This window comes from Mesorhizobium sp. P2_D6 (assembly GCF_056404315.1).
The window spans coordinates 196179-214583 of sequence record NZ_JBFUEG010000010.1 but is presented as its reverse complement, the minus strand read 5'-3'; the positions used below and the strand labels follow the sequence as shown (position 1 = coordinate 214583).

Genomic DNA, 18405 nt, shown 5'->3' with positions numbered 1-18405 from the left:
TCACCGGCGTTCGCCCGCATCAATTGCGTTGGCGCCACGTGTCATCCTGTTCCGGTTACATCACTTGCCGGACGATTCCCGCTCGAAGCTTGGGCGTCGTTTGCGCAAGAAGGCAGCTATTTCCAAGGAAAACCGAATCGCTAAGAGCACTGCCTGCTTCGTCTCATCCGGTTAAAGCGGACCCTAGCCGCATTCCCCGGCATTGCCAAGCGCTTTTTTGCACTGCGTCAAGGCTTTCCCTGTTCAAACATAAGAACCCTGTCGTTTCCGCCAAGATCGACAAATGCCCCGGCCAGCCTGTAGCCGGCCGTCGCGAATATGTCTTTGACCTCATTGCGCTGCGTGTGGCCGATCTCGACCGCAATCTTGCCTTGTGCTTCCAAAAACCTTGCCGCCTCGGCGGCGATGATCCTGTAGGGGCCAAGACCGTCCACACCGCCATCGAGGGCTCTGCGCGGATCGAAATCGCGGACCTCGTCCTGCAGATTTCCAATGTCTTCAGAAGGTATATAGGGAGGGTTTGCGGCAATTACATGGTAGCGGCCGCAAACTTTTGCGAACCAGTCGGAGTGCAGCGCCTCAAACCGGCCGGTCAGCCCGAGCCGCTCGGCATTGCGGGTCGCGGTCGTGAGCGCATCTTGTGAAATATCCACGCCGGTGGCGGTCGCGGCGGGAACGGCGCTGAGCAAGGCCAGCGCAATGGCGCCGGTGCCGGTGCCGAGATCGAGGATGCGGCATTCCCCCAGCCTTTCGGCCGTTTCGCTGGCAAAGGGCAGGATCGCCTCGACCAGTGTTTCGGTGTCCGGCCGCGGCTCCAGCGTTTCCGGGGACAGCGCAAGACGCAGGCCGTAGAATTCGCGATAGCCGAGGATGCGGTGCACCGGTTCGCCGGCAAGGCGCCGCCGCAAGGCGGCATCGATCGCGGCAACGGCATCGGCATCAAGCGCCCGTTGCGGCTCGGCGATGGCCTCTGTACGGGTCGTACCGCAAAAATGTTCGACGATCAGCCTGGCGTCCAGTGCCGGATCGGCGACGCCGGCCGCGGCAAGCCGCTCCCGCGCTGCCCGCAGCAGCGGCCCGAGCGTGCCGGGCAGATGATCAGCCATCGAGGCCGATATCGGCGAGCAGCTTCGACTGGTGGTCGGCGATCAGCGCGTTGATGACCTCGTCCAGCTCGCCCATCATCACCCGGTCGAGCTTGTAGAGCGTCAGGTTGATGCGGTGATCGGTAAGGCGCCCCTGCGGGAAATTGTAGGTGCGGATGCGCTCCGAGCGGTCGCCCGACCCGACCTGTGATTTGCGCGCCTCGGAACGCTCCTCGTCCGCCTTGCTGCGCTCCATGTCATAGAGCCGTGCGCGCAGGATCTGCATGGCTTTGGCCCGGTTCTGGTGCTGCGACTTTTCCGCCTGCACCACCATAATGCCGGTTGGCAAATGGGTGATGCGCACCGCAGAATCGGTGGTGTTGACGTGCTGGCCGCCCGAACCCGAGGCGCGCATCGTGTCGATGCGGATGTCTTCGGCGCGAATGTCGATATCGACCTCTTCGGCTTCCGGCAGTACGGCCACCGTCGCCGCCGAGGTATGAATGCGCCCGCTGGCCTCGGTCGCCGGCACGCGCTGCACACGGTGCACGCCGGATTCGAATTTCAGATGGGCAAAGACCCCCTTGCCGGAAATGGTGGCGATGATTTCCTTGAAGCCGCCGGCGTCGCCGTCGCTGGCCGAAACCGTCTCGAAGCGCCAGCCGCGCTCGGCGGCATAGCGCTCATACATGCGAAACAGGTCGCCGGCGAAAAGCGCTGCCTCATCGCCGCCGGTGCCGGCGCGGATTTCGAGGATGGCGTTCTTGTCGTCGGCGGCATCCCTGGGCAGCAGCAGAATCTGGATGTCCTTCTGCAGTTCCTCGATACGCTCCTCGACCCCGGGCAGATCGGCCTCGGCCAGCGCCCGCATCTCGGCATCGGTGCTTTTATCGGCAAGCATCGCCTTGAGGTCGGCCTGCTCATGCTCGACTGAGCGCAATTCCCTGACCTTGGCCACCATGTCCTGCAGCTCGGAATATTCCGAGGCCATCTTCACATAGACATCGGCCGCCGGGCCGGCCGACATCTGCGCTTCGAGCATCTCGAAACGCTTGACGACCTGATCCATACGCTCGCGGGGAAGATTTACCATGGTTGATGCTATAGCGGGATGGAGCGGTCGTCGGCAAAGGCCTGCAGCAGCGCCCGCATCGGCAGCCCATGCGCCGGCGCCATCAGATTGTCGGCAAAGAAGGCCTGCAATTCCTCCAGCGGCAGTTCGGTCAGCATCGCCTTGACCGGGCCGATCGAGGCCGGCGACATCGAGATCGAGCGGTAGCCAAGGCCGATCAGCGCCATGGCGGATATGGGTTTTCCCGCCAGTTCGCCGCACAGCGTCACCGGCGTGTGGTTGCGTTCGCCGGCGTCGGCAATCTGCTTCAGCACCCTGAGGAACGGCGCCGACAGCGTGTCGAAGCGGTTGGACAGCTGCGTGTTGCCGCGATCGACCGCCATGACGAACTGGAACAGATCGTTGGAGCCGACCGAGACGAAGTCGACCGCCTTCATCAATTCGTCGAGCTGGAAGAGCAGCGACGGCACTTCCAGCATGGCGCCGAGCTTGAGACTGGTCGGCAGATGATGGGCAAAGCGCGAGAGATGCCTGACCTCGCGGTCGATGATTTCGCGCGCCTGGGCGATTTCGCCGAGTTCCGTCACCATCGGCAGCATCAGCTTCAGTTCGCGGCCGCCGCAGGCCTTCAGCAGAGCGCGGATCTGGGTCCTGAGCAGGCCCGGCCGGTCGAGCGTCAGGCGGATCGCCCGCCAGCCCAGCGCCGGGTTTTCTTCCTGGATGGCGCCCTTGAAGTAGGGCAGCACCTTGTCGCCGCCAATGTCGATGGTGCGGAAGGTGACTGGTTTGCCGCGCGCCGCGTCGAGCACGTCGCGGTAGAGTTTCTCCTGCGCTTCGGCGCGGGGGAAGGTCGAGGCGACCATGAACTGCAATTCGGTGCGGAACAGGCCGATGCCGGCCGCACCCGCTTCGGCCAGCTGCGGCAGGTCGACGGCGAGACCTGCATTCATCAACAGATCGACTTGCACGCCGTCCTTGGTCACAGACGGCTTCTTGCGCAGTTCGCGGTAGACCTCCTGCCGGCGCGCCCGGAAGCGGACCTTTTCGGCATAGGCGGCTTCGAGGTCCGGCTGCGGCCGCAGATGAATGGCGCCTTCCTCGCCGTCGACGATGATGGCATCGCCGTTTTCCGCCATGGAAACGGCGCCCTTCATCTGGCCGGCGACCGGGATGCCCATGGCGCGCGCGACGATGACGACGTGGCTGGTGGCGGCGCCGTCCTCCAGCACCACGCCGCGCAACTTGTCCCTGGGATAGTCGAGCAGCTCTGCCGCGCCCATCGAACGCGCGACCAGGATGGCGTCCTTCGGCAGCGAGGCTGCGACATCGTCCGGCCCGCGCCCCATCAGCTGGCGCAGCAGCCGGTTGGCGAGATCGTCGAAATCGCTCATCCGCTCGCGCAGATAGGGATCGGTCATGTGCAGCATGCGGGCGCGCATGTCGCTCTGCACCTTCTCGACAGCAGCTTCCGCCGTCAGGCCGTTGCGGATCGCCTCTTCCAGCCGGCGCACCCAACCGCTGTCATTGGCGAACATGCGGTAGGCCTCGAGCACCTCACGGTGCTCGCCCTCGAAGGCGACCTCGCGCCGCTCCAGCATGTCGTCGATGGACAGCCTGAGCGAGCCGAGCGAGGACTGCAGCCGGCGGACCTCCTCCTCGCTGTCCTCGTTGAACAGATTGGTGACGACGATGCGCGGCTCGTGCAGCACGACATGGCCAAGCCCGACGCCTTCGTTGAACGACAGGCCGGTGAAGCTGACGGGACGGCGCAGGTCGAGTTCGAGGCCGGGCCGCGTCAGCCGGGCAAGATCGCCGGTGGCGATCATCTCGGCGATCACCATGGCGGTGGTTTCCAACGCCTCGACCTCGTCGTCGCGGTAGTGGCGCATGGTCTTGTTCTGCACCACGAGCACGCCCAGCGTGCGCCCTGCCCTGAGCACCGGCACGCCGAGGAAGGAATTGTAGATCTCTTCGCCCGTCTCCGGCAGGTAGGCGAAGGCCGGGTGTTCCTGCGCATTGGAAAGGTTGAGCGGCCGCGCACTGGCGGCAATAGTGCCGACCAGGCCTTGACCCAGCCGGAGCTGCGCCAGATGAACGGCGTTCGGGTTCAGACCCTCGGTGGCATAGAGTTCGAGCACCGAATCGGCGCGCAGCACATAGAGCGAGCAGACTTCGGCGACCATGTTGGAGGCGATGTCGCGCACGATCCGGTCAAGCCGCTCCTGTGGCTCCAGCGGCTCCTGCATGAGCTCGCGGAGCCGTTTGAGCAGAACGCGCGGGCCACTGGCCGTATCACGCATCGCGGCTTCTTCTCCAATGGGCATTTTGCCCGCCGCAGTTTCCACTGCGACCGGCGCACACGCAACAACTCAAATCGTTCTCGCTACTGCTTATCCAGACCGTAGACGGAATGCAAAGTGCGAACCGCGAGTTCCGTGTAGGGACCGTCGATCAGTATCGAAATCTTGATCTCGGAGGTGGTGATGGCCCGGATGTTGATGGCCTTGTCGGCCAGCGCTTTGAAGGCGGTGGCGGCCACGCCCGCATGGCTGCGCATGCCGATGCCGATGACCGAAACCTTCGACATGCCGGCCTCGGACTGCACCACATCGTAGCCGATCGAAGCCTTCAGGCGCTCGAGCACTGCCAGCGCCTTGTCGACGTCACCGGACGGCACGGTGAACGTCATGTCGGTGAACTTGCCGTCCTCGGAGATGTTCTGGACGATCATATCGACATTGATGTTGGCCTCGGCCAGCGGGCCGAAAATGCCGGCGGCAACGCCCGGGCGGTCGCCGACCCGGCGCAGCGAAATCTGCGCTTCGTCCTTGGCGTAGGCAATTCCGGTGACGACCTGCTGTTCCACGATCTCTTCCTCGTCGCAAATGAGCGTTCCCGGAGGATTGAGCAAATCCCCCATTCCGGGCGCATCGGGATCGTCGAAGGACGACCGCACGAAAGTACGCACCCTGTGCACCATGGCAAGCTCGACCGAACGCACCTGCAGCACCTTGGCGCCGAGCGAGGCCATTTCGAGCATTTCCTCGAACGAAATCTTGTTAAGCCGCCGCGCCTTGGGTTCGATGCGCGGATCGGTGGTGTAGACGCCGTCGACATCGGTGTAGATGTCGCAGCGATCGGCCTTGACCGCGGCGGCAATGGCCACCGCACTCGTATCGGAGCCGCCGCGGCCGAGCGTGGCGATGCGGTTGTCCGGACCGATGCCCTGGAAACCGGCGACGACTGCCACCTGACCCTCGCCGAAACGCTTGATCAAAAACGCGCCATCGATGTCCAAGATGCGCGCCGCGCCATGCGCGTTGTCGGTCTTGATCGGGATCTGCCAGCCCTGCCAGGAGCGGGCGTGCACGCCCATATTCTGCAGCGTGATCGCCAGAAGGCCGGCGGTGACCTGTTCGCCCGAGGCGACGACGGCGTCATATTCGCGCGCATCATGCATCGGCGAGGCTTCGCGCGTCCAGCCGACGAGCTCGTTGGTCTTGCCGGCCATCGCCGAGACCACCACGGCTACTTCATGGCCGGCATCGACCTCGCGTTTGACGTGACGCGCCACGTTGCGGATGCGGGCGATGTCGGCGACGGAGGTTCCGCCGAATTTCATCACGATGCGCGCCATGGAAGCGAAATGCCTTTGACTGAAGCCGGCCCGGGCCGAAAGGGGAAGAAAGCGCCCGACAGAAGCCGACCGCTGAATGCGCGGCCTCCTTAGCCAAATGATCACCGTTTCGCAAGGCTGGCCACGGATTGCCGGCTTCAGGACGACGGCATATTGCGTTCCGCCCCGCCGCCGCTTACCAAATGCTGCCCGCGGGGAACTCCTTTTGGTCCAGCTTATCAAATGATTGCTCGTCTTCGACGTGCCATGCGATGGCAATCGCTGCCGCTTTTCATCGGCTTCGGCGTGCTGGCGTTGATCGTCGGTACGCGCGCGGTGCTGGTCGAGGGCCAGAGGGCCAATCGCGAGGCGGCGCGCGAGGCAATCGAGTACCAGGAATCGCTGTCCGGCCTGCTTTCGCTGGCGCAGGACGCCGAAACCAGCCAGCGCGGCTATCTCCTGACCGGGGATAAATCCTACCTCCAGCCCTATCGGCAGGCGGTCGAGGCCATTCCGGGCCAGCTTGCCCGCGTCGATAGCATGACGGCGCCGGACGACGAACTCGTCCAGCAGATCAATCGCATCAAGGACGCGCTTTCGCTGAAGCAGGCTGAACTGACGCAGACGATCGCGCTTTACGATCACGGCGACGCGGCGAAAGCGCTGGAACTGGTTCGCAGCGGCCAGGGCAAGGTCGCCATGGACCAGATCAGGGCCAGCATGGACACGATTCGGCGCTTCAGCGGCGCGGCAATCGCTGCCCGCGACGAGCATACCGACCGGGTCGAAAGCTGGCTGCGTATCGGCTCATTCGCAGCTCTGCTGGCGATTTTCCTGCTCGGCGCCTACACGATCCGCCTGTCGCGCCGCCGTTTTCGCGAGGTCGCTGTCGCCCAGGAAGAGCTGATGCGCAAGAACATCGAGCTCGGAAACGAGATCCGGACGCGCGAAACGGCCGAATCGCAGATCCGCCAGATGCAGAAGATGGAAGCGGTCGGCCAGCTGACCGGCGGCATCGCCCACGATTTCAACAACATGCTGGCGGTGATCATCAGTGCCATGAACCTCGCCCAGCGCAAACTCGCGCGCGGCGAGCACGACATCGCGAAATTCATCGAGGCGGCGGTCGACGCGGCGACCCGGGCCGCCAATCTGACTGCCAGGCTGCTCGCCTTCTCGCGTCAGCAGCCGCTGGCGCCGCAGATCGTCGACACCAACCGTCTGGTCACCGGCATGTCGGACCTGCTTCGACGGGCGCTCGGCGAAACCATCCGCATCGAAACCGTTCTGGCTGGCGGCCTGTGGAGGATACATGCCGATCCGAGCCAGATCGAGAACGCCATCCTCAATTTGGCGGTCAATGCGCGCGACGCCATGGGCGAGGACGGCAAGCTGACCATCGAGACCGCCAACAGCCATCTCGACGACGGCTACGCCGCCACCCATGCCGATGTCAAAGCCGGTCAGTATGTGATGATTGCGGTCAGCGACACCGGCGCCGGCATGCCGGCAGACGTCATGGAGCGGGCTTTCGAGCCGTTTTTCACCACCAAGCCGGTCGACAAGGGCACCGGCCTTGGGCTCAGCCAAGTGTTCGGCTTCGTCAAACAGTCCGGCGGTCACGTCAAGATCTACTCGGAACCCGGCCAAGGCACCACGATCAGGATCTATCTGCCGCGCTTCTTCGGCGCGGACGATGCCGCCGTGCCTTCGGAGCGAGCCCTAAATCCCGCCGTGCCGGTCACCGAAACGATTCTTGTCGTCGAGGACGATCCACGCGTGCGGGCTTCCACCACGGATGCCATGCGCGAACTCGGCTACACTGTGATACACGCCGCAAGCGGCCAGGAAGCGCTGCAAAAGCTGGCCGACAATCCTGGTGTGGCGCTCATGTTCACCGACATCGTGATGCCGGTGATGAACGGCCGTAAGCTCGCCGAGGAGGCGCTTGCGCGCCTGCCGCGGCTGAAGGTGATCTTCACCACCGGCTTCACCAGAAATGCCGTGGTCCACAACGGCGTGCTCGACCATGACGTGCATTTCCTGGCCAAGCCCTTCACCATCGAGCAACTGGCGGCAAAACTGCGCGACGTGCTGGACGCGAAATGACCGAGACCCTGGAAATCGTCAATTTTCGGCTCAAACCCGGGACCGAAGCGGGCTTTGCCGCCAGCAGCAGCCTGGTCAGCGACTGGCTGGCGCGCCAACCGGGTTTCGTAAGCCGCTGCCTGGCCCGGCGGGATGATGGCGGTTGGGTCGACGTGGTGCGCTGGCGGAGCCGCGAGCAGGCTCTCGCCGCCGCCGGGCGGATCATGGCCGAGATCGGCGATTGCGAGGCGATGCGCGCCATCGATGCCGCCAGCGTCGACACGCGACATGCCGAGGTCGCCCTGTCGGGTTAACCAACGCTCTGGCTGTCCGTGGAAAGGTCCCAGTCGGGATCGGCCTTGCCCAGTCCGGCAACGACGCGGTCGCGTCCGTCCGCTTTTGCCTGATAGAGCGAACGATCCGCGGCGTTGACGATCTCTACCCACGACGCACCGAGCTCCGGGAAGGCGGACACGCCGAATGAGGCCGTAATGGTGCCGAGCGTGCGGCCGCGATGCGCCAGATGCAGCTGCTTGATCGCCTTGCGCAGTGCCTCGGCGCGCTCGGCGGCATCGGCGAGCGACGTCCCCGGAAGCATCAGCGCGAATTCCTCGCCGCCATAGCGAGACACCACATCGCTATCCCTGGCGTGGTCGAGCAGCGCGGCGGCGACCTGCTTGAGCACGAGGTCGCCCGCTTCATGGCCGAACGTGTCGTTGAATTGCTTGAAATGATCGACGTCGAGCATGATTACCGCCATCGGCTGCCCGGAACGCTGCAGGCGCCTCAACTCGCGACTGCTTGTCTCCTCGAGATAACGGCGGTTGTAGAGCCCGGTGTTGGGGTCGCGGATCGATTGCTGGCGCAGCGTCTCGCGCAGACGCAGATTGGCCAGCGCCAGCGCCAGCGTGTCGACGACGCCGCGCAGCACCTGTTGCCGCTCCGAGAGCCATTGCGGCCTCTCGGCGGCATCGGGTTCGCACAGATGCAGGATGCCAAGCGTTTCGCCCTGCGCCGCCAGCGGCATGCAGACATAGCCGCGACCGCCATTTTCGGTGATGTGGTTGCAGCGCGGCGTCAGCATGCCGGGACCCGCGACATGCTCCTGGCCGCGGCGCAGCGCCCAGCAGTCTTCCGGGGCAAATTGCCCGACGCTTGACCGCACATCGCCCCAATGCGCCATCTCCTCGACAAGATTGCGCGAGGCGCTGGTCAGGTGGACGGTTCCGCTCAGGCCATCGAAAAAGTCGGGCATGGCTGAGCCGACGACGGAAAATGCCTCATGGAAGGTAACGCAGGCCTGCAGCAATTCTCCAAGCTTGACCAGGCGGGTCGTGGCTTGCGACGTCTGCTTCAATTCGTGGTTGAGCGTCGCCAACTCCTCGGCGCGATCGTTCACCGCCCGCTCGGCGCTGCGCAATTCGCTGATGTCGCTGAGCGTCAGCACGATGCCGCCATCGGCGCGATTGAGCGGGTTGCAGCTCGCGACCACTGGCAGCTGCGATCCGTCCGGCTTCACCAGCCGCACCTCGCTCTGGTGTCGGCGACCCGTGGCCAGCGCCAGTTCGACCGGGGATGCTCCCGGCGTCAGCCTGTCTCCCGACAGTCCCCGCATCTCCAGCACCGAGCGCCAGTCCTGCCCCTCGATCTTGCTGGCGTGCCGCCCCGCAATGTCGGCGGCCGCCGGATTGACCGACACGATCCGCCCCTCGCCGTCGAGGACGGCGATGCCCTCGGCGACCGTGCGCACGATATCCTCGATGTAAGCCTTCTGGTCGACGAGCTGCAGGCGCGAGGATTCGAGCTGCGACGCCATGCTGTCGAAGCCTTGCGCCAACTGGCCGAACTCGTCCCTGGACGTGCCGCCGATACGAGAGCCGGCGTCGCCACGTGCCAGCGCTTCGATGCCGCGGTTGAGGCCGGAAAGGCCGGCGCCGAAACGGCTGAGCAACAGGAAAGCGGAGAGCGCGGCAACCAGCATGGCTGCGACAGTGGAAAGGCCGACAAGCCACAGCATGTCGTTGGTCCGGTGTTGGACGGCGCGCAGCAGCGGCGTGTATTCGTACAGCACGGCGCCGACGACCTTACCGGGGGTGTCCTCGATCGGAACAACGACCAGGTTGATCGGCTCGGACACGTCGCCGCTGTCTTCGACGAAGTCGCGCGGCTCGCCATCGTCGAGCGTGCGGGCGACTTCGTTGCCGCGATCGTGCTCGAACACGGTTCCGACATTCTGTTCCTCACCGGGGACGTCGGCCAGGATGACCTTGCCGCGATCGACGACGACGAGATCGCGTTTCGAACGGCCGTGCTGCGAGGTCACGAACTCGCGTAGCGCCTCGGGCCTCTCGAACACCGGCCGCGCATCGGAAGCTTTGAAGGCTATGGCTTCCGCCAGTTGCCGCCCGGCGCTTGTCGCCTCGGCCAGCGCGTGGGATCTGGTCAGCGACATCTGGGAGAATATCGCTATGCCGCCCACCAGGCCAATCAGGGCCGCAGCGCTCAGTAGTGTCGCAATGATCTGGGTCTTGATTCGCACCAAGTGATCTCGATGACCGGACGAGCAATGTACATGCCAAATCCCGATCGCGCGCTGGAAAACCGCTAGGCTCGTAAATTTGATGTTAAGAGGCGAGCAACCTCGCTGCACCAGTGGGCGATCAGGTGGCCAAGCGCTGACAGGTCGCGGCCGACAACACCGGCCGACGCGGCGTCATCGCCGGCCGGTTCTGGCAGGAGCCGCAAAAACCCGTCTTGACTTTCTTGCCCCGGCACCCGACTTCCTAGCGCTCTACAGCGCCGCGCGTCCTTTCGGACGCGCAACGGACGCTGTAGCACTTTGATTTTGCGTATGATCCTTTCCGAAAAAATCGAAGCCGATTTTCGGGGTCATGCTCTAGGAGACCCGCCCCATGCCAGAGCCCCGCCGATCGACGATCGACGCCGGAGAAGTCGAACGCTTCTCAGCCCTTGCCGCCGAATGGTGGAACCCGAACGGCAAATTCCGCCCGCTGCACAAGTTCAACCCGGTCCGGCTGGCCTATATCAGGGACCAGGTGGCGGCGCGTTTCGGCCGTGACCCGCGCGCGGCGCGGCCGTTCGAAGGCCTGCGCTTCCTGGATATAGGCTGCGGCGGCGGGCTGCTGTGCGAGCCGATGGCCAGGCTTGGCGCCGAAGTGGTCGGTGCCGACGCATCGGCAACCAACATTGAGGTGGCGAAGCTGCACGCGGCCGAAGGCGGCGTGACGGTCGATTACCGCGCAACGACCGCGGAAGACCTTGCCGATTCCGGTGAGAAATTCGACGTCATCCTCAACATGGAAGTGGTCGAGCATGTCGCCGACATCGACCTGTTCATCGGCAAGTGCGCAGAGATGGTGAAGCCCGGCGGCATTATGTTCGTGGCCACCATCAACCGAACGCTGAAGGCGCTCGGTCTGGCCATCATCGGCGCCGAATACGTGCTGCGCTGGCTGCCGCGCGGCACCCACCAGTTCGGCAAGCTGGTGCGGCCCGAAGAGCTGGAAAAGGCACTGGGCAACGCCGCCATGACCGTCATCGACCGCACCGGCGTCATCTACCACCCGCTCGCCGACCGCTGGCAGCGCTCCAGGGACATGGACGTCAACTACATGGTGCTGGCCGAGAAGGGGTCGGTCTGACCTCCTTACGCCTTCTGGTTCTGCGCCTTGGTGGTGATGATCACGCCGATGGTGATGATGACCGCACCGGCCCAGGTCAGCAGTTGATAGTGCTCACCGAGGAAGATCGTGCCGGCGAACAGGCCGACGGCCGCCGCGACATAGCCGATCTGGCTGAGATAGACCGGACCGCCCACCGCCTGCAGCCGGAAGAAGAAGGCAAACATCGCCGAAGCTGACGCAACCTGCGCCACAACGACCAGCGGCACAGCGCCGAGCGGGGCGAATGCGCCGACGCCGAACAGCGCGAGAATCCCGACCAACAGCAGCGTTGCCGAGGCCAGATGGCTGCCGACGGCAAGCTCGATCGGACCGGTGCCTTCGGGCCAGTCGACGGTGCGATAGATGTTGCCGGCGGCAAGGCTGACCGGGATTATGAGCCCGACCAGCACCCAGAAGAAGTCGGCCGGCTGGCCGGCCTCGCCGCGCGTCACTGCCACCATAACTGCGCCGATGAAGCCGACGGCAATGCCTGCGACGCCGAGCATGTTGGGCCGCCTGACGCCGAGCAGGATCGAGAACACTAGCGTGATGACCGGCGACAGCGTGAACATGATGCCGGTGTAGCCGGCGCCGAGATGCGGCATGGCCGAGAACATCAAGAGATTTGGCCCGGCATAGGACACGGCCGCGGTGATGAAGAAATAGCGCAGCCTGTGCGGGGTGAGCCGCATGCGCTGGCCGCTGGCGAGCAGCGCGCACAACAGGACACCGCCTGCGCCGAACGAGATGACGAAGGCCCAGACCATGGCCGGAACGTCGGCAGCCGTCGCCAGCTTGCCGAACGGCAGGGTCAGGCCGAGCAGGCCGCCGGTGACCACCAGCAAGCCGGGTGCCGATCCCCAGAGAAATTTCATCGAATGGTCCCGTCCACTCACTTGCGAAATTGGCACTTGCGGCACTCCGCCGATCCTGTATCTTGATGTAACATAACGCAAAGATTCTTAACGTCAAGATATTTAAAGATGAGACAAATGGATCGCGCGGCAAAGGCGATCGAGCAGTGGACCCGAGAACGGCCGGACCTAGACGTCTCGCCGATGGCGGTGCTTGGGCGATTGAACGAAGCCTCGTCGCTGATTGCCCGCGAACGCCTCGCGCCGCTGTTTGCCCGCTTCGGTCTGCAAGCCGGCGAATTCGACGTGCTGGCGACGTTGCGCCGGTCCGGCCAGCCCTATGCGCTGACGCCGACCGCGCTCTACGAGGCGACGATGGTGACATCGGGGGCCATGACCAACCGGCTCGACCGGCTGGAAAAGGCAGGATTGATCCTGCGCTGCCCCCACCCCAACGACCGGCGCGGCATTGTCGTGCAATTGACCGAACAGGGGCTCGCCTTGATCGACGAGGCCCTCACCGCTCACGTCGCCAACGAACACGAAATCCTGGCAGGCCTGACGCAAACCGAGCGAGAAACGCTGGCTCTGTTGCTTGGCAAATTGATTGGAAGCCTCGTTGACGTCAAAGGCGACACATAGGCCGTTTCGGATTGCGCCCGCCAAAGGCGCTCGCTTTGATGGCGAGCCAATTGAAAATGTCCTGGAATACACTTGAAAAAGGTCGCCGTTCAGCTTTCCTGAGCCGGCGCGACATCGTCATGGAAATCAGTTCCGGTCGTCCGGAAAGCTCGGGATCGGCATGAACTCGACGCCGTCCTCGGCCAGGCTCTTGGCTTCGTCCAGCGTCGCTTCGCCATAGATGCCGCGCGCATCGGTTTCCCCGAAATGGATCTTGCGCGCCTCCTCGGCGAATTTGTCGCCGACATAATCGGCATTCTCGCGCACCTTCTCGGCCATCGCCTTCAACTGCGCCAACGCCTGCTTCTGGGCTTCGCCCATGGCCAGCGCGATTGTTTCCTGCTTGCGTGCGGTGGATACGGCCGGCGCCATCAGAGCCTTTTGAACCTGGTGCGAACCGCAGTTCGGGCAATCGACGAAGCAACGCTTCTTCTGCGTGTCGAAATCGTCATTGCTGCGAAACCAGCCCTCGAACTCGTGCTCATGCTCGCAGATCAGGGCAAAGCGGATCACGAAGCCGCGCCCCTGAGCCGGGGCGCCTCGGCCGTGCCGGCATTGACGGCAAAGTCGCGCGCGTTCTTGAGGTTGGGGATTTTTTTGCGCGCGGCCGACGACTGCGCGGTGTCGATCTCGGCGACGATCACGCCAGGCTCGGCATGCGCCGCCTCAGCGATAATGCGACCCCACGGATCGACGATTAGCGAATGGCCGAACGTCTCACGGCCGTCCTCATGCAATCCGCCCTGGGCAGCGGCAACGACATAAGCGCCGTTCTCGATGGCGCGGGCCCGCAGCAGCACGTGCCAGTGGGCCTCGCCGGTCTGGCGGGTGAAGGCGGCGGGAACAGACAAAAGATCGGCTCCGGCCAGCGCCTCGGCGCGGAACAACTGCGGAAAGCGCAGATCGTAGCAGACGGCAAAGCCCAGCCTCGCGCCATCGATCTCGGTGACGACGGCCTCGGTGCCCGGCTCATAGGCAGCGGACTCGCGCCAGCTCTCGCCATTATCGAGGTCGACATCGAACATGTGGATCTTGTCGTAGGTGGCAAGCGTGGCGCCGTCCGGTCCAAACAGCAACGCACGGTTGGCGAGCTTGCCGTCGGCACGCAGGATGGCGGTCGAGCCGATATGCAGGAAGACGCCGAGTTCGCTGGCGAGCTTACGCGCCGTCGCCACGATGATGTCCTTGTCTTCCGAAGTGAAGGAGGCAGCCCTGGCTTCCTTGTCGCGGATCAGCGCGCCGGTCATTTCCGGGGTCTGGATGTAGGTAGCACCCAGGCTTGCCGCCTCACGCGCCAGCCGCTCCAGATCGACCGCGTTGCGCTCGGGGCTTTCGCCCGAACGCATCTGGATCGCCGCCGCCTTGAAAACACCCATCGTCATGCCCTCTGTGTCGTCGAGCCGTCGGCAAGCAACCTGTCCAGCTGTCCCCGCGCCTCCAGTTCGTGGAGTTCGTCGGAGCCGCCGACATGCGTGTCGCCAATGAAAATCTGCGGAAAGGTGGCTCGCCCGTGCGCCCGCGAAATCATTTCCTGGCGCAGTTCCGGCGAGAAGGATGCGTCATGCTCGGTGTAGGCGACACCCTTGCGGTCGAGCAGCCGCTTGGCCGCCGCGCAATAGCCGCACATCATGCGGGTATAGATCGTCACATCGAGCATCAGTCTGCAATCCTGTCTTTCCTTGATCTTATATAGTCGCGGACTCGTCTGCCCGAAAGTCCCCCGGCAGGACACGCGCGAAGGTCAGCACGTCGACCGCTCCGGCGCCACCCTTTTTCAATGCCTTGGCGACCGAGCGCACGGTGGCGCCCGTGGTGTAGACATCGTCGACCAGAAGCACGCGGCGGCCGGCGATCTCGATTTCTGCTTCCGTGGGCACACGGAAGGCGGCGCGCACATTGTCCTCGCGCTCCTGCCGCTCCAGCCCGACCTGCTGGCGCGTGAGCTTGACGCGCCGGATCGCCGAGGGCGAGAAAGACACCCCGCTGAGCTGCGAAACAGCCCTTGCCAGTTCCGCCGACTGGTTGAACTGTCGCTTGAAAAAGCGCCGCCAGTGCAGCGGCACCGGCACGACGACATCGGCATCCGCGATCAGTTCGGCGCCGGCGCGCAGCATCCAGCGCGCCATCCATGGCGCAAGATCAGTGCGGTCCTGGTATTTCAGCCCTTGCACCATCTGGCGGGCAACCCCCGAATAGGCCACGGCCGCCCGCGCCCGCTCGAAAGGCGGCGGATCGGCGATCGCTTCGGCCGACAGGAACCCCTCACCCATGTCGTGGGTGAATGGCGTGCCCATCACAGCGCACCATGGCCGCTCCAAGAGCCTGAGCTTGGGCCAGCAGGCGCCGCATAAAACACCGGGCTGAGAGACATGCCTGCGGCAGCCGGCGCAGACCGGCGGGAACAGCACCCGTGTCGGCCAGTCCAACATCGTTTGAGCGAGGCTCTTGATCTCCATCACCGGATCGGCCACGTGGTTTGTCGTCCGCGCCACGATATCACAAGGCGGACAGACAGGGATTGTTTGCCTTGCAGCCCATCATCGATACAGAGCTCTGGCTGGCACACAAGCGCAGGGCGTTGGCCCACCCCGTGGCCGGCGCCGATTTTCTGATGCGGCGGGCAGCGGAAGATCTCGCTGACCGGCTCGGCGCGGTCGAACGCCGGTTCGGCAAGGCCGCCGTGCTGTTTTGCCAGACGCCGGCCGCGGCGGATGTGGTTGCTGCAAGCGGCAAGGCAGCAGAAATTGTGCGCGTCGAAGCGGACGCAGCGTTTCTGGACGGCCGGCCAGGGCTGGTAGCACCGCTGGAGACCGTGCCGTTCCAGCCCGAAAGCCTCGACCTCGCCGTCTCGCTTCTGTCTTTGCAGGCGATGAATGACATTCCCGGCATGCTGGTGCAGATCCGCCGTGCTTTGCGGCCCGACGGGCTTTTCCTCGGCGCCTTCGCCGGCGCCGGCACACTTTCCGAACTTCGCGAAAGCCTGCTCGCTGCCGAGACCGAGCTTTATGGCGGCGCTAGCCCGCGTGTCATCCCCTTCACCGATGTCCGCGACGCCGGCGCACTGCTGCAGCGCGCTGGCCTTGCGCTGCCGGTGGCCGACGTCGAAACGGTGACCGTGCGCTACGACACGCTGTTCGACCTCACCGCCGATCTCAGGGCGATGGGCGAAACCAACGCGCTGACCGATCGCAGCCGGCGGCCGGGTGCGCGAACGCTGTTTGCCCGTGCAGCCGAAATCTATGCCGAACGCTTTTCAGACGCCGATGGCCGGATCAGGGCAAGTTTCTCTGTTGTCTGGATGTCGGGCTGGGCACCCGATGCCTCGCAGCAAAAGCCTTTGAAACCGGGCTCCGCGAAGGTCTCGCTGAAGACCATACTGGAAGATCCCGGCGGGCGGTGACGCCGCTCCGGATCAGTGCTCGGCGAAGGCGTTGGCTAGCTTGCTATTGGTGTCGCTGAATAGAAACTGGATCGCATTGCTGACCTTGCCGATGCCGCCGACGATGGCAAGCGACAGCACGGCGACAATCAGGCCATATTCAATGGCCGTAGCGCCTGTTTCATCTTCCAAAAATCGTTGCAACAATGTCTTCATGATCGTCGATCCCTCTTGTCACGACCATACCGCCGACCTGTTAAGAAAGGTTAACGGCACAAGCTTAACGGGCGATGAAACGGGGCCTGCGTTAAGGAAATCAATAAGCTTTTGTTGACCTTCTTCGTCAGCAGTCGCCGCTACGCTGGCCGTCGGTGCGGATGATGCAGACCGAACTGGGTGAGGGCTGCAGCACGCTTCTGCGCAGCGTATAGGTGGCGCGCGCGCCGACCGAGCCGGTGTTCATCGTGTCCAGGCCGCTTGTAAGGGCATCGCGGCTGGACGATCGCGTCTGTTTGTCGAGGACGGGGACCGCAATCAGGGCCAGTGCCACCGCAGCCGAGCCGAACAGCAACGTGATGCGCAATATGCTCATACCGGCATTGGCGGCGCGAAAGCTGCGATCCGGCCGGATCGAGTCCCATTCCCTGTCGAGGCTCATGCAATCGCTCCCGGCGAATCCGCTTTGCCGCAATTTTTCACGACGAGATAAATCTTCCATTAACGCTGGCTGAATCAGGCCGGCGAAATGGCTTCTGCTCACAACAGGTCGATGAGGAACTGGATCAGCGGTGCGTCGGCAGGCGGCATCGGATAGTCCCGCATTTGCTTCGGCCGCACCCATTTCAGCACCTGCCCCTCTTTCGGCTGCGCGATGCCGCGAAAGCGACGGCAGACGAAGAGCGGCATCAAGAGATGGAAATCATCGTAGGAATGGCTGGCAAAGGTCAGCGGCGCCAGGCACGGTATGTCGGTCTCGATGCCGATCTCTTCCTGCAGTTCGCGGATCAGGCATTGTTCCGGCGTCTCGCCGGGCTCGACCTTGCCGCCCGGAAACTCCCACAGGCCGGCAAGCTGCTTGCCTTCTGGCCGCTGCGCCAGAAGCACGCGGCCATCGGTATCGACCAGCGCGCAGGCGGCGACCAGGAGCAGGCGTTTACCTTTAGCAACCTCGCTCATGCGCCGGGCGGACGGCGATAGTGGTAGCGATAGACTTCCTCAAAGCCGAGCGAGCGATAGAGCGCAAGCGCCGGCGCATTGCCGGCCTCGACCTGCAGCCAGGCTTCCCGCGCCCCGCGCAGCCTGGCCCATTTCAGCGCCGACAGGATCAGGTTGCGGCCGTGACCCTTGTTGCGCGCCGATTTGTCGGTGGCGATCTCGAACAAGCCGGCGAGATCGCCGTCATGGACGCAGATCAGCACCGCCAGCGGGTCGGCCACTTCCTCAAGCGCAAACAGCCCGACCTCGGGTTGAATCGCGCCGATGATTTCCGAAAGCCCCGGCCGCAGCGATGGATCCGAGCCGCTGACCTTGAGCGACGCACCAAGAAAGCGGCTGATATCCTTCAGCGGAATCTGGTCCATGGCCGGCGCCAGCTGGGCGTCCGCCAGCGGCAGCCGCATCACCAGCGATTCGTCGAATGTGCTCCAGCCCTCATTGTCGAGATGCCTGGCCAGGTCCGGCCCTGACAGCGGCGAGATGCGGAAGGTCAGCGGCCTGCCATAGGCATCGAAGCGCCGGCTGGCGCGGCCGATGCGCTCGGCAATGTGCTGGGTATCGCCGGGATCGAGCGGATTGACCGAGTTCAGCCGCTTGGCCGGATGGCCGGCCGTCAGCCGCACCACCCAGGTGCCGTCATAGTGGACAGCCGCCGCCGGCCAGGCGCGAAAACCCGCCGCCTCGTAGCGGCGCACGATGGCGAGCATGCTTGCCGGATGCCTGGAAGCCAAT

19 protein-coding genes are annotated in these 18405 nt (G+C 64.2%); 5 read left to right on the top strand and 14 right to left on the bottom strand.

Translation table 11 applies throughout. The features are described from left to right. Positions 1 to 227 precede the first annotated feature (227 nt). The 4 genes from prmC to AC1D1L_RS22075 form a co-directional block, all read right to left on the bottom strand. Positions 228 to 1106: a peptide chain release factor N(5)-glutamine methyltransferase gene (gene prmC, locus AC1D1L_RS22090; RefSeq protein WP_477343557.1), complete on the bottom strand. Its 879-nt coding sequence runs from the start codon at positions 1104 to 1106 to the stop codon at positions 228 to 230. Then, positions 1099 to 2178, bottom strand: a complete 1080-nt coding sequence (prfA, locus tag AC1D1L_RS22085) for a peptide chain release factor 1 (protein ID WP_477343556.1) — start codon at positions 2176 to 2178, stop codon at positions 1099 to 1101. Before prfA ends, prmC begins: the two co-directional genes overlap by 8 nt. Before the next feature lie 8 nt (positions 2179 to 2186). After that, positions 2187 to 4457, bottom strand: coding sequence for a phosphoenolpyruvate--protein phosphotransferase (gene ptsP / locus AC1D1L_RS22080; protein WP_477343554.1), 2271 nt, complete (start codon positions 4455 to 4457; stop codon positions 2187 to 2189). An 83-nt stretch (positions 4458 to 4540) separates the two neighbouring features. Then, positions 4541 to 5794 (bottom strand): aspartate kinase, encoded by a 1254-nt coding sequence (locus AC1D1L_RS22075; protein WP_023685777.1) that lies wholly within the window; start codon positions 5792 to 5794, stop codon positions 4541 to 4543. Positions 5795 to 6040: 246 nt separating this feature from the next. Between AC1D1L_RS22075 and AC1D1L_RS22070 the strand changes: the two genes are divergently transcribed. Both AC1D1L_RS22070 and AC1D1L_RS22065 read left to right on the top strand, forming a co-directional pair. After that, complete coding sequence (locus tag AC1D1L_RS22070; protein ID WP_477343552.1) at positions 6041 to 7882, top strand: CHASE3 domain-containing protein; 1842 nt, start codon at positions 6041 to 6043, stop codon at positions 7880 to 7882. Continuing rightward, complete coding sequence (locus AC1D1L_RS22065; RefSeq protein WP_477343550.1) at positions 7879 to 8175, top strand: antibiotic biosynthesis monooxygenase family protein; 297 nt, start codon at positions 7879 to 7881, stop codon at positions 8173 to 8175. Before AC1D1L_RS22070 ends, AC1D1L_RS22065 begins: the two co-directional genes overlap by 4 nt. Here AC1D1L_RS22065 and AC1D1L_RS22060 read toward each other — a convergent pair. Further along, positions 8172 to 10400, bottom strand: coding sequence for a diguanylate cyclase (locus tag AC1D1L_RS22060; RefSeq protein WP_477343548.1), 2229 nt, complete (start codon positions 10398 to 10400; stop codon positions 8172 to 8174). The two genes, AC1D1L_RS22065 and AC1D1L_RS22060, sit on opposite strands and share 4 nt — an antisense overlap. A 373-nt stretch (positions 10401 to 10773) precedes the next feature. Between AC1D1L_RS22060 and ubiG the strand changes: the two genes are divergently transcribed. Further along, positions 10774 to 11523 carry a bifunctional 2-polyprenyl-6-hydroxyphenol methylase/3-demethylubiquinol 3-O-methyltransferase UbiG gene (ubiG, locus tag AC1D1L_RS22055; protein ID WP_477343546.1) on the top strand — a complete coding sequence of 250 codons (750 nt, stop codon included), beginning with the start codon at positions 10774 to 10776 and terminating at the stop codon, positions 11521 to 11523. Between the two features lie 5 nt (positions 11524 to 11528). Here the strand turns inward: ubiG and AC1D1L_RS22050 are convergent, their stop codons facing one another. Next, complete coding sequence (locus AC1D1L_RS22050) at positions 11529 to 12419, bottom strand: DMT family transporter (protein ID WP_477343544.1); 891 nt, start codon at positions 12417 to 12419, stop codon at positions 11529 to 11531. Positions 12420 to 12536: 117 nt separating this feature from the next. Between AC1D1L_RS22050 and AC1D1L_RS22045 the strand changes: the two genes are divergently transcribed. Next, a complete protein-coding gene (locus AC1D1L_RS22045; protein WP_477343543.1) occupies positions 12537 to 13040 on the top strand; it encodes a MarR family winged helix-turn-helix transcriptional regulator in 504 nt (167 codons plus the stop codon). A gap of 126 nt (positions 13041 to 13166) precedes the next feature. On the opposite strand, the gene AC1D1L_RS22040 is transcribed toward AC1D1L_RS22045, so the two are convergent. The 4 genes from AC1D1L_RS22040 to AC1D1L_RS22025 are packed head-to-tail and all read right to left on the bottom strand — an operon-like array spanning position 13167 to position 15550. Next, the gene (locus tag AC1D1L_RS22040; RefSeq protein ID WP_477343541.1) at positions 13167 to 13592 is read right to left on the bottom strand and encodes a DUF1178 family protein; all 426 of its coding nucleotides are present in this window, start codon (positions 13590 to 13592) and stop codon (positions 13167 to 13169) included. Then, positions 13589 to 14455 carry a carbon-nitrogen hydrolase family protein gene (locus AC1D1L_RS22035; RefSeq protein WP_477343588.1) on the bottom strand — a complete coding sequence of 289 codons (867 nt, stop codon included), beginning with the start codon at positions 14453 to 14455 and terminating at the stop codon, positions 13589 to 13591. Before AC1D1L_RS22035 ends, AC1D1L_RS22040 begins: the two co-directional genes overlap by 4 nt. Positions 14456 to 14457: 2 nt before the next feature. Beyond that, on the bottom strand, positions 14458 to 14736 hold the full coding sequence (gene grxC, locus AC1D1L_RS22030; protein WP_112562285.1) for a glutaredoxin 3: 279 nt from the start codon (positions 14734 to 14736) through the stop codon (positions 14458 to 14460). A gap of 28 nt (positions 14737 to 14764) precedes the next feature. Beyond that, the gene (locus AC1D1L_RS22025; RefSeq protein ID WP_477343587.1) at positions 14765 to 15550 is read right to left on the bottom strand and encodes a ComF family protein; all 786 of its coding nucleotides are present in this window, start codon (positions 15548 to 15550) and stop codon (positions 14765 to 14767) included. A gap of 56 nt (positions 15551 to 15606) precedes the next feature. Here AC1D1L_RS22025 and AC1D1L_RS22020 point away from each other — a divergent pair, with 56 nt between their 5' ends. Beyond that, positions 15607 to 16479: a class I SAM-dependent methyltransferase gene (locus AC1D1L_RS22020; RefSeq protein WP_477343540.1), complete on the top strand. Its 873-nt coding sequence runs from the start codon at positions 15607 to 15609 to the stop codon at positions 16477 to 16479. A 12-nt stretch (positions 16480 to 16491) separates the two neighbouring features. Here the strand turns inward: AC1D1L_RS22020 and AC1D1L_RS22015 are convergent, their stop codons facing one another. The 4 genes from AC1D1L_RS22015 to AC1D1L_RS22000 all read right to left on the bottom strand — a co-directional run bounded on the left by AC1D1L_RS22015 (position 16492) and on the right by AC1D1L_RS22000 (position 18380). Beyond that, positions 16492 to 16674: a Flp family type IVb pilin gene (locus tag AC1D1L_RS22015; protein ID WP_112562283.1), complete on the bottom strand. Its 183-nt coding sequence runs from the start codon at positions 16672 to 16674 to the stop codon at positions 16492 to 16494. Positions 16675 to 16801: 127 nt separating this feature from the next. After that, positions 16802 to 17116 (bottom strand): hypothetical protein, encoded by a 315-nt coding sequence (locus AC1D1L_RS22010; RefSeq protein WP_477343539.1) that lies wholly within the window; start codon positions 17114 to 17116, stop codon positions 16802 to 16804. 98 nt (positions 17117 to 17214) lie between these two features. Further along, positions 17215 to 17634, bottom strand: a complete 420-nt coding sequence (gene mutT / locus AC1D1L_RS22005; protein WP_112562281.1) for an 8-oxo-dGTP diphosphatase MutT — start codon at positions 17632 to 17634, stop codon at positions 17215 to 17217. Further along, on the bottom strand, positions 17631 to 18380 hold the full coding sequence (locus AC1D1L_RS22000; RefSeq protein ID WP_477343586.1) for a GNAT family N-acetyltransferase: 750 nt from the start codon (positions 18378 to 18380) through the stop codon (positions 17631 to 17633). Before AC1D1L_RS22000 ends, mutT begins: the two co-directional genes overlap by 4 nt. Between the last annotated feature and the right edge of the window lie 25 nt (positions 18381 to 18405).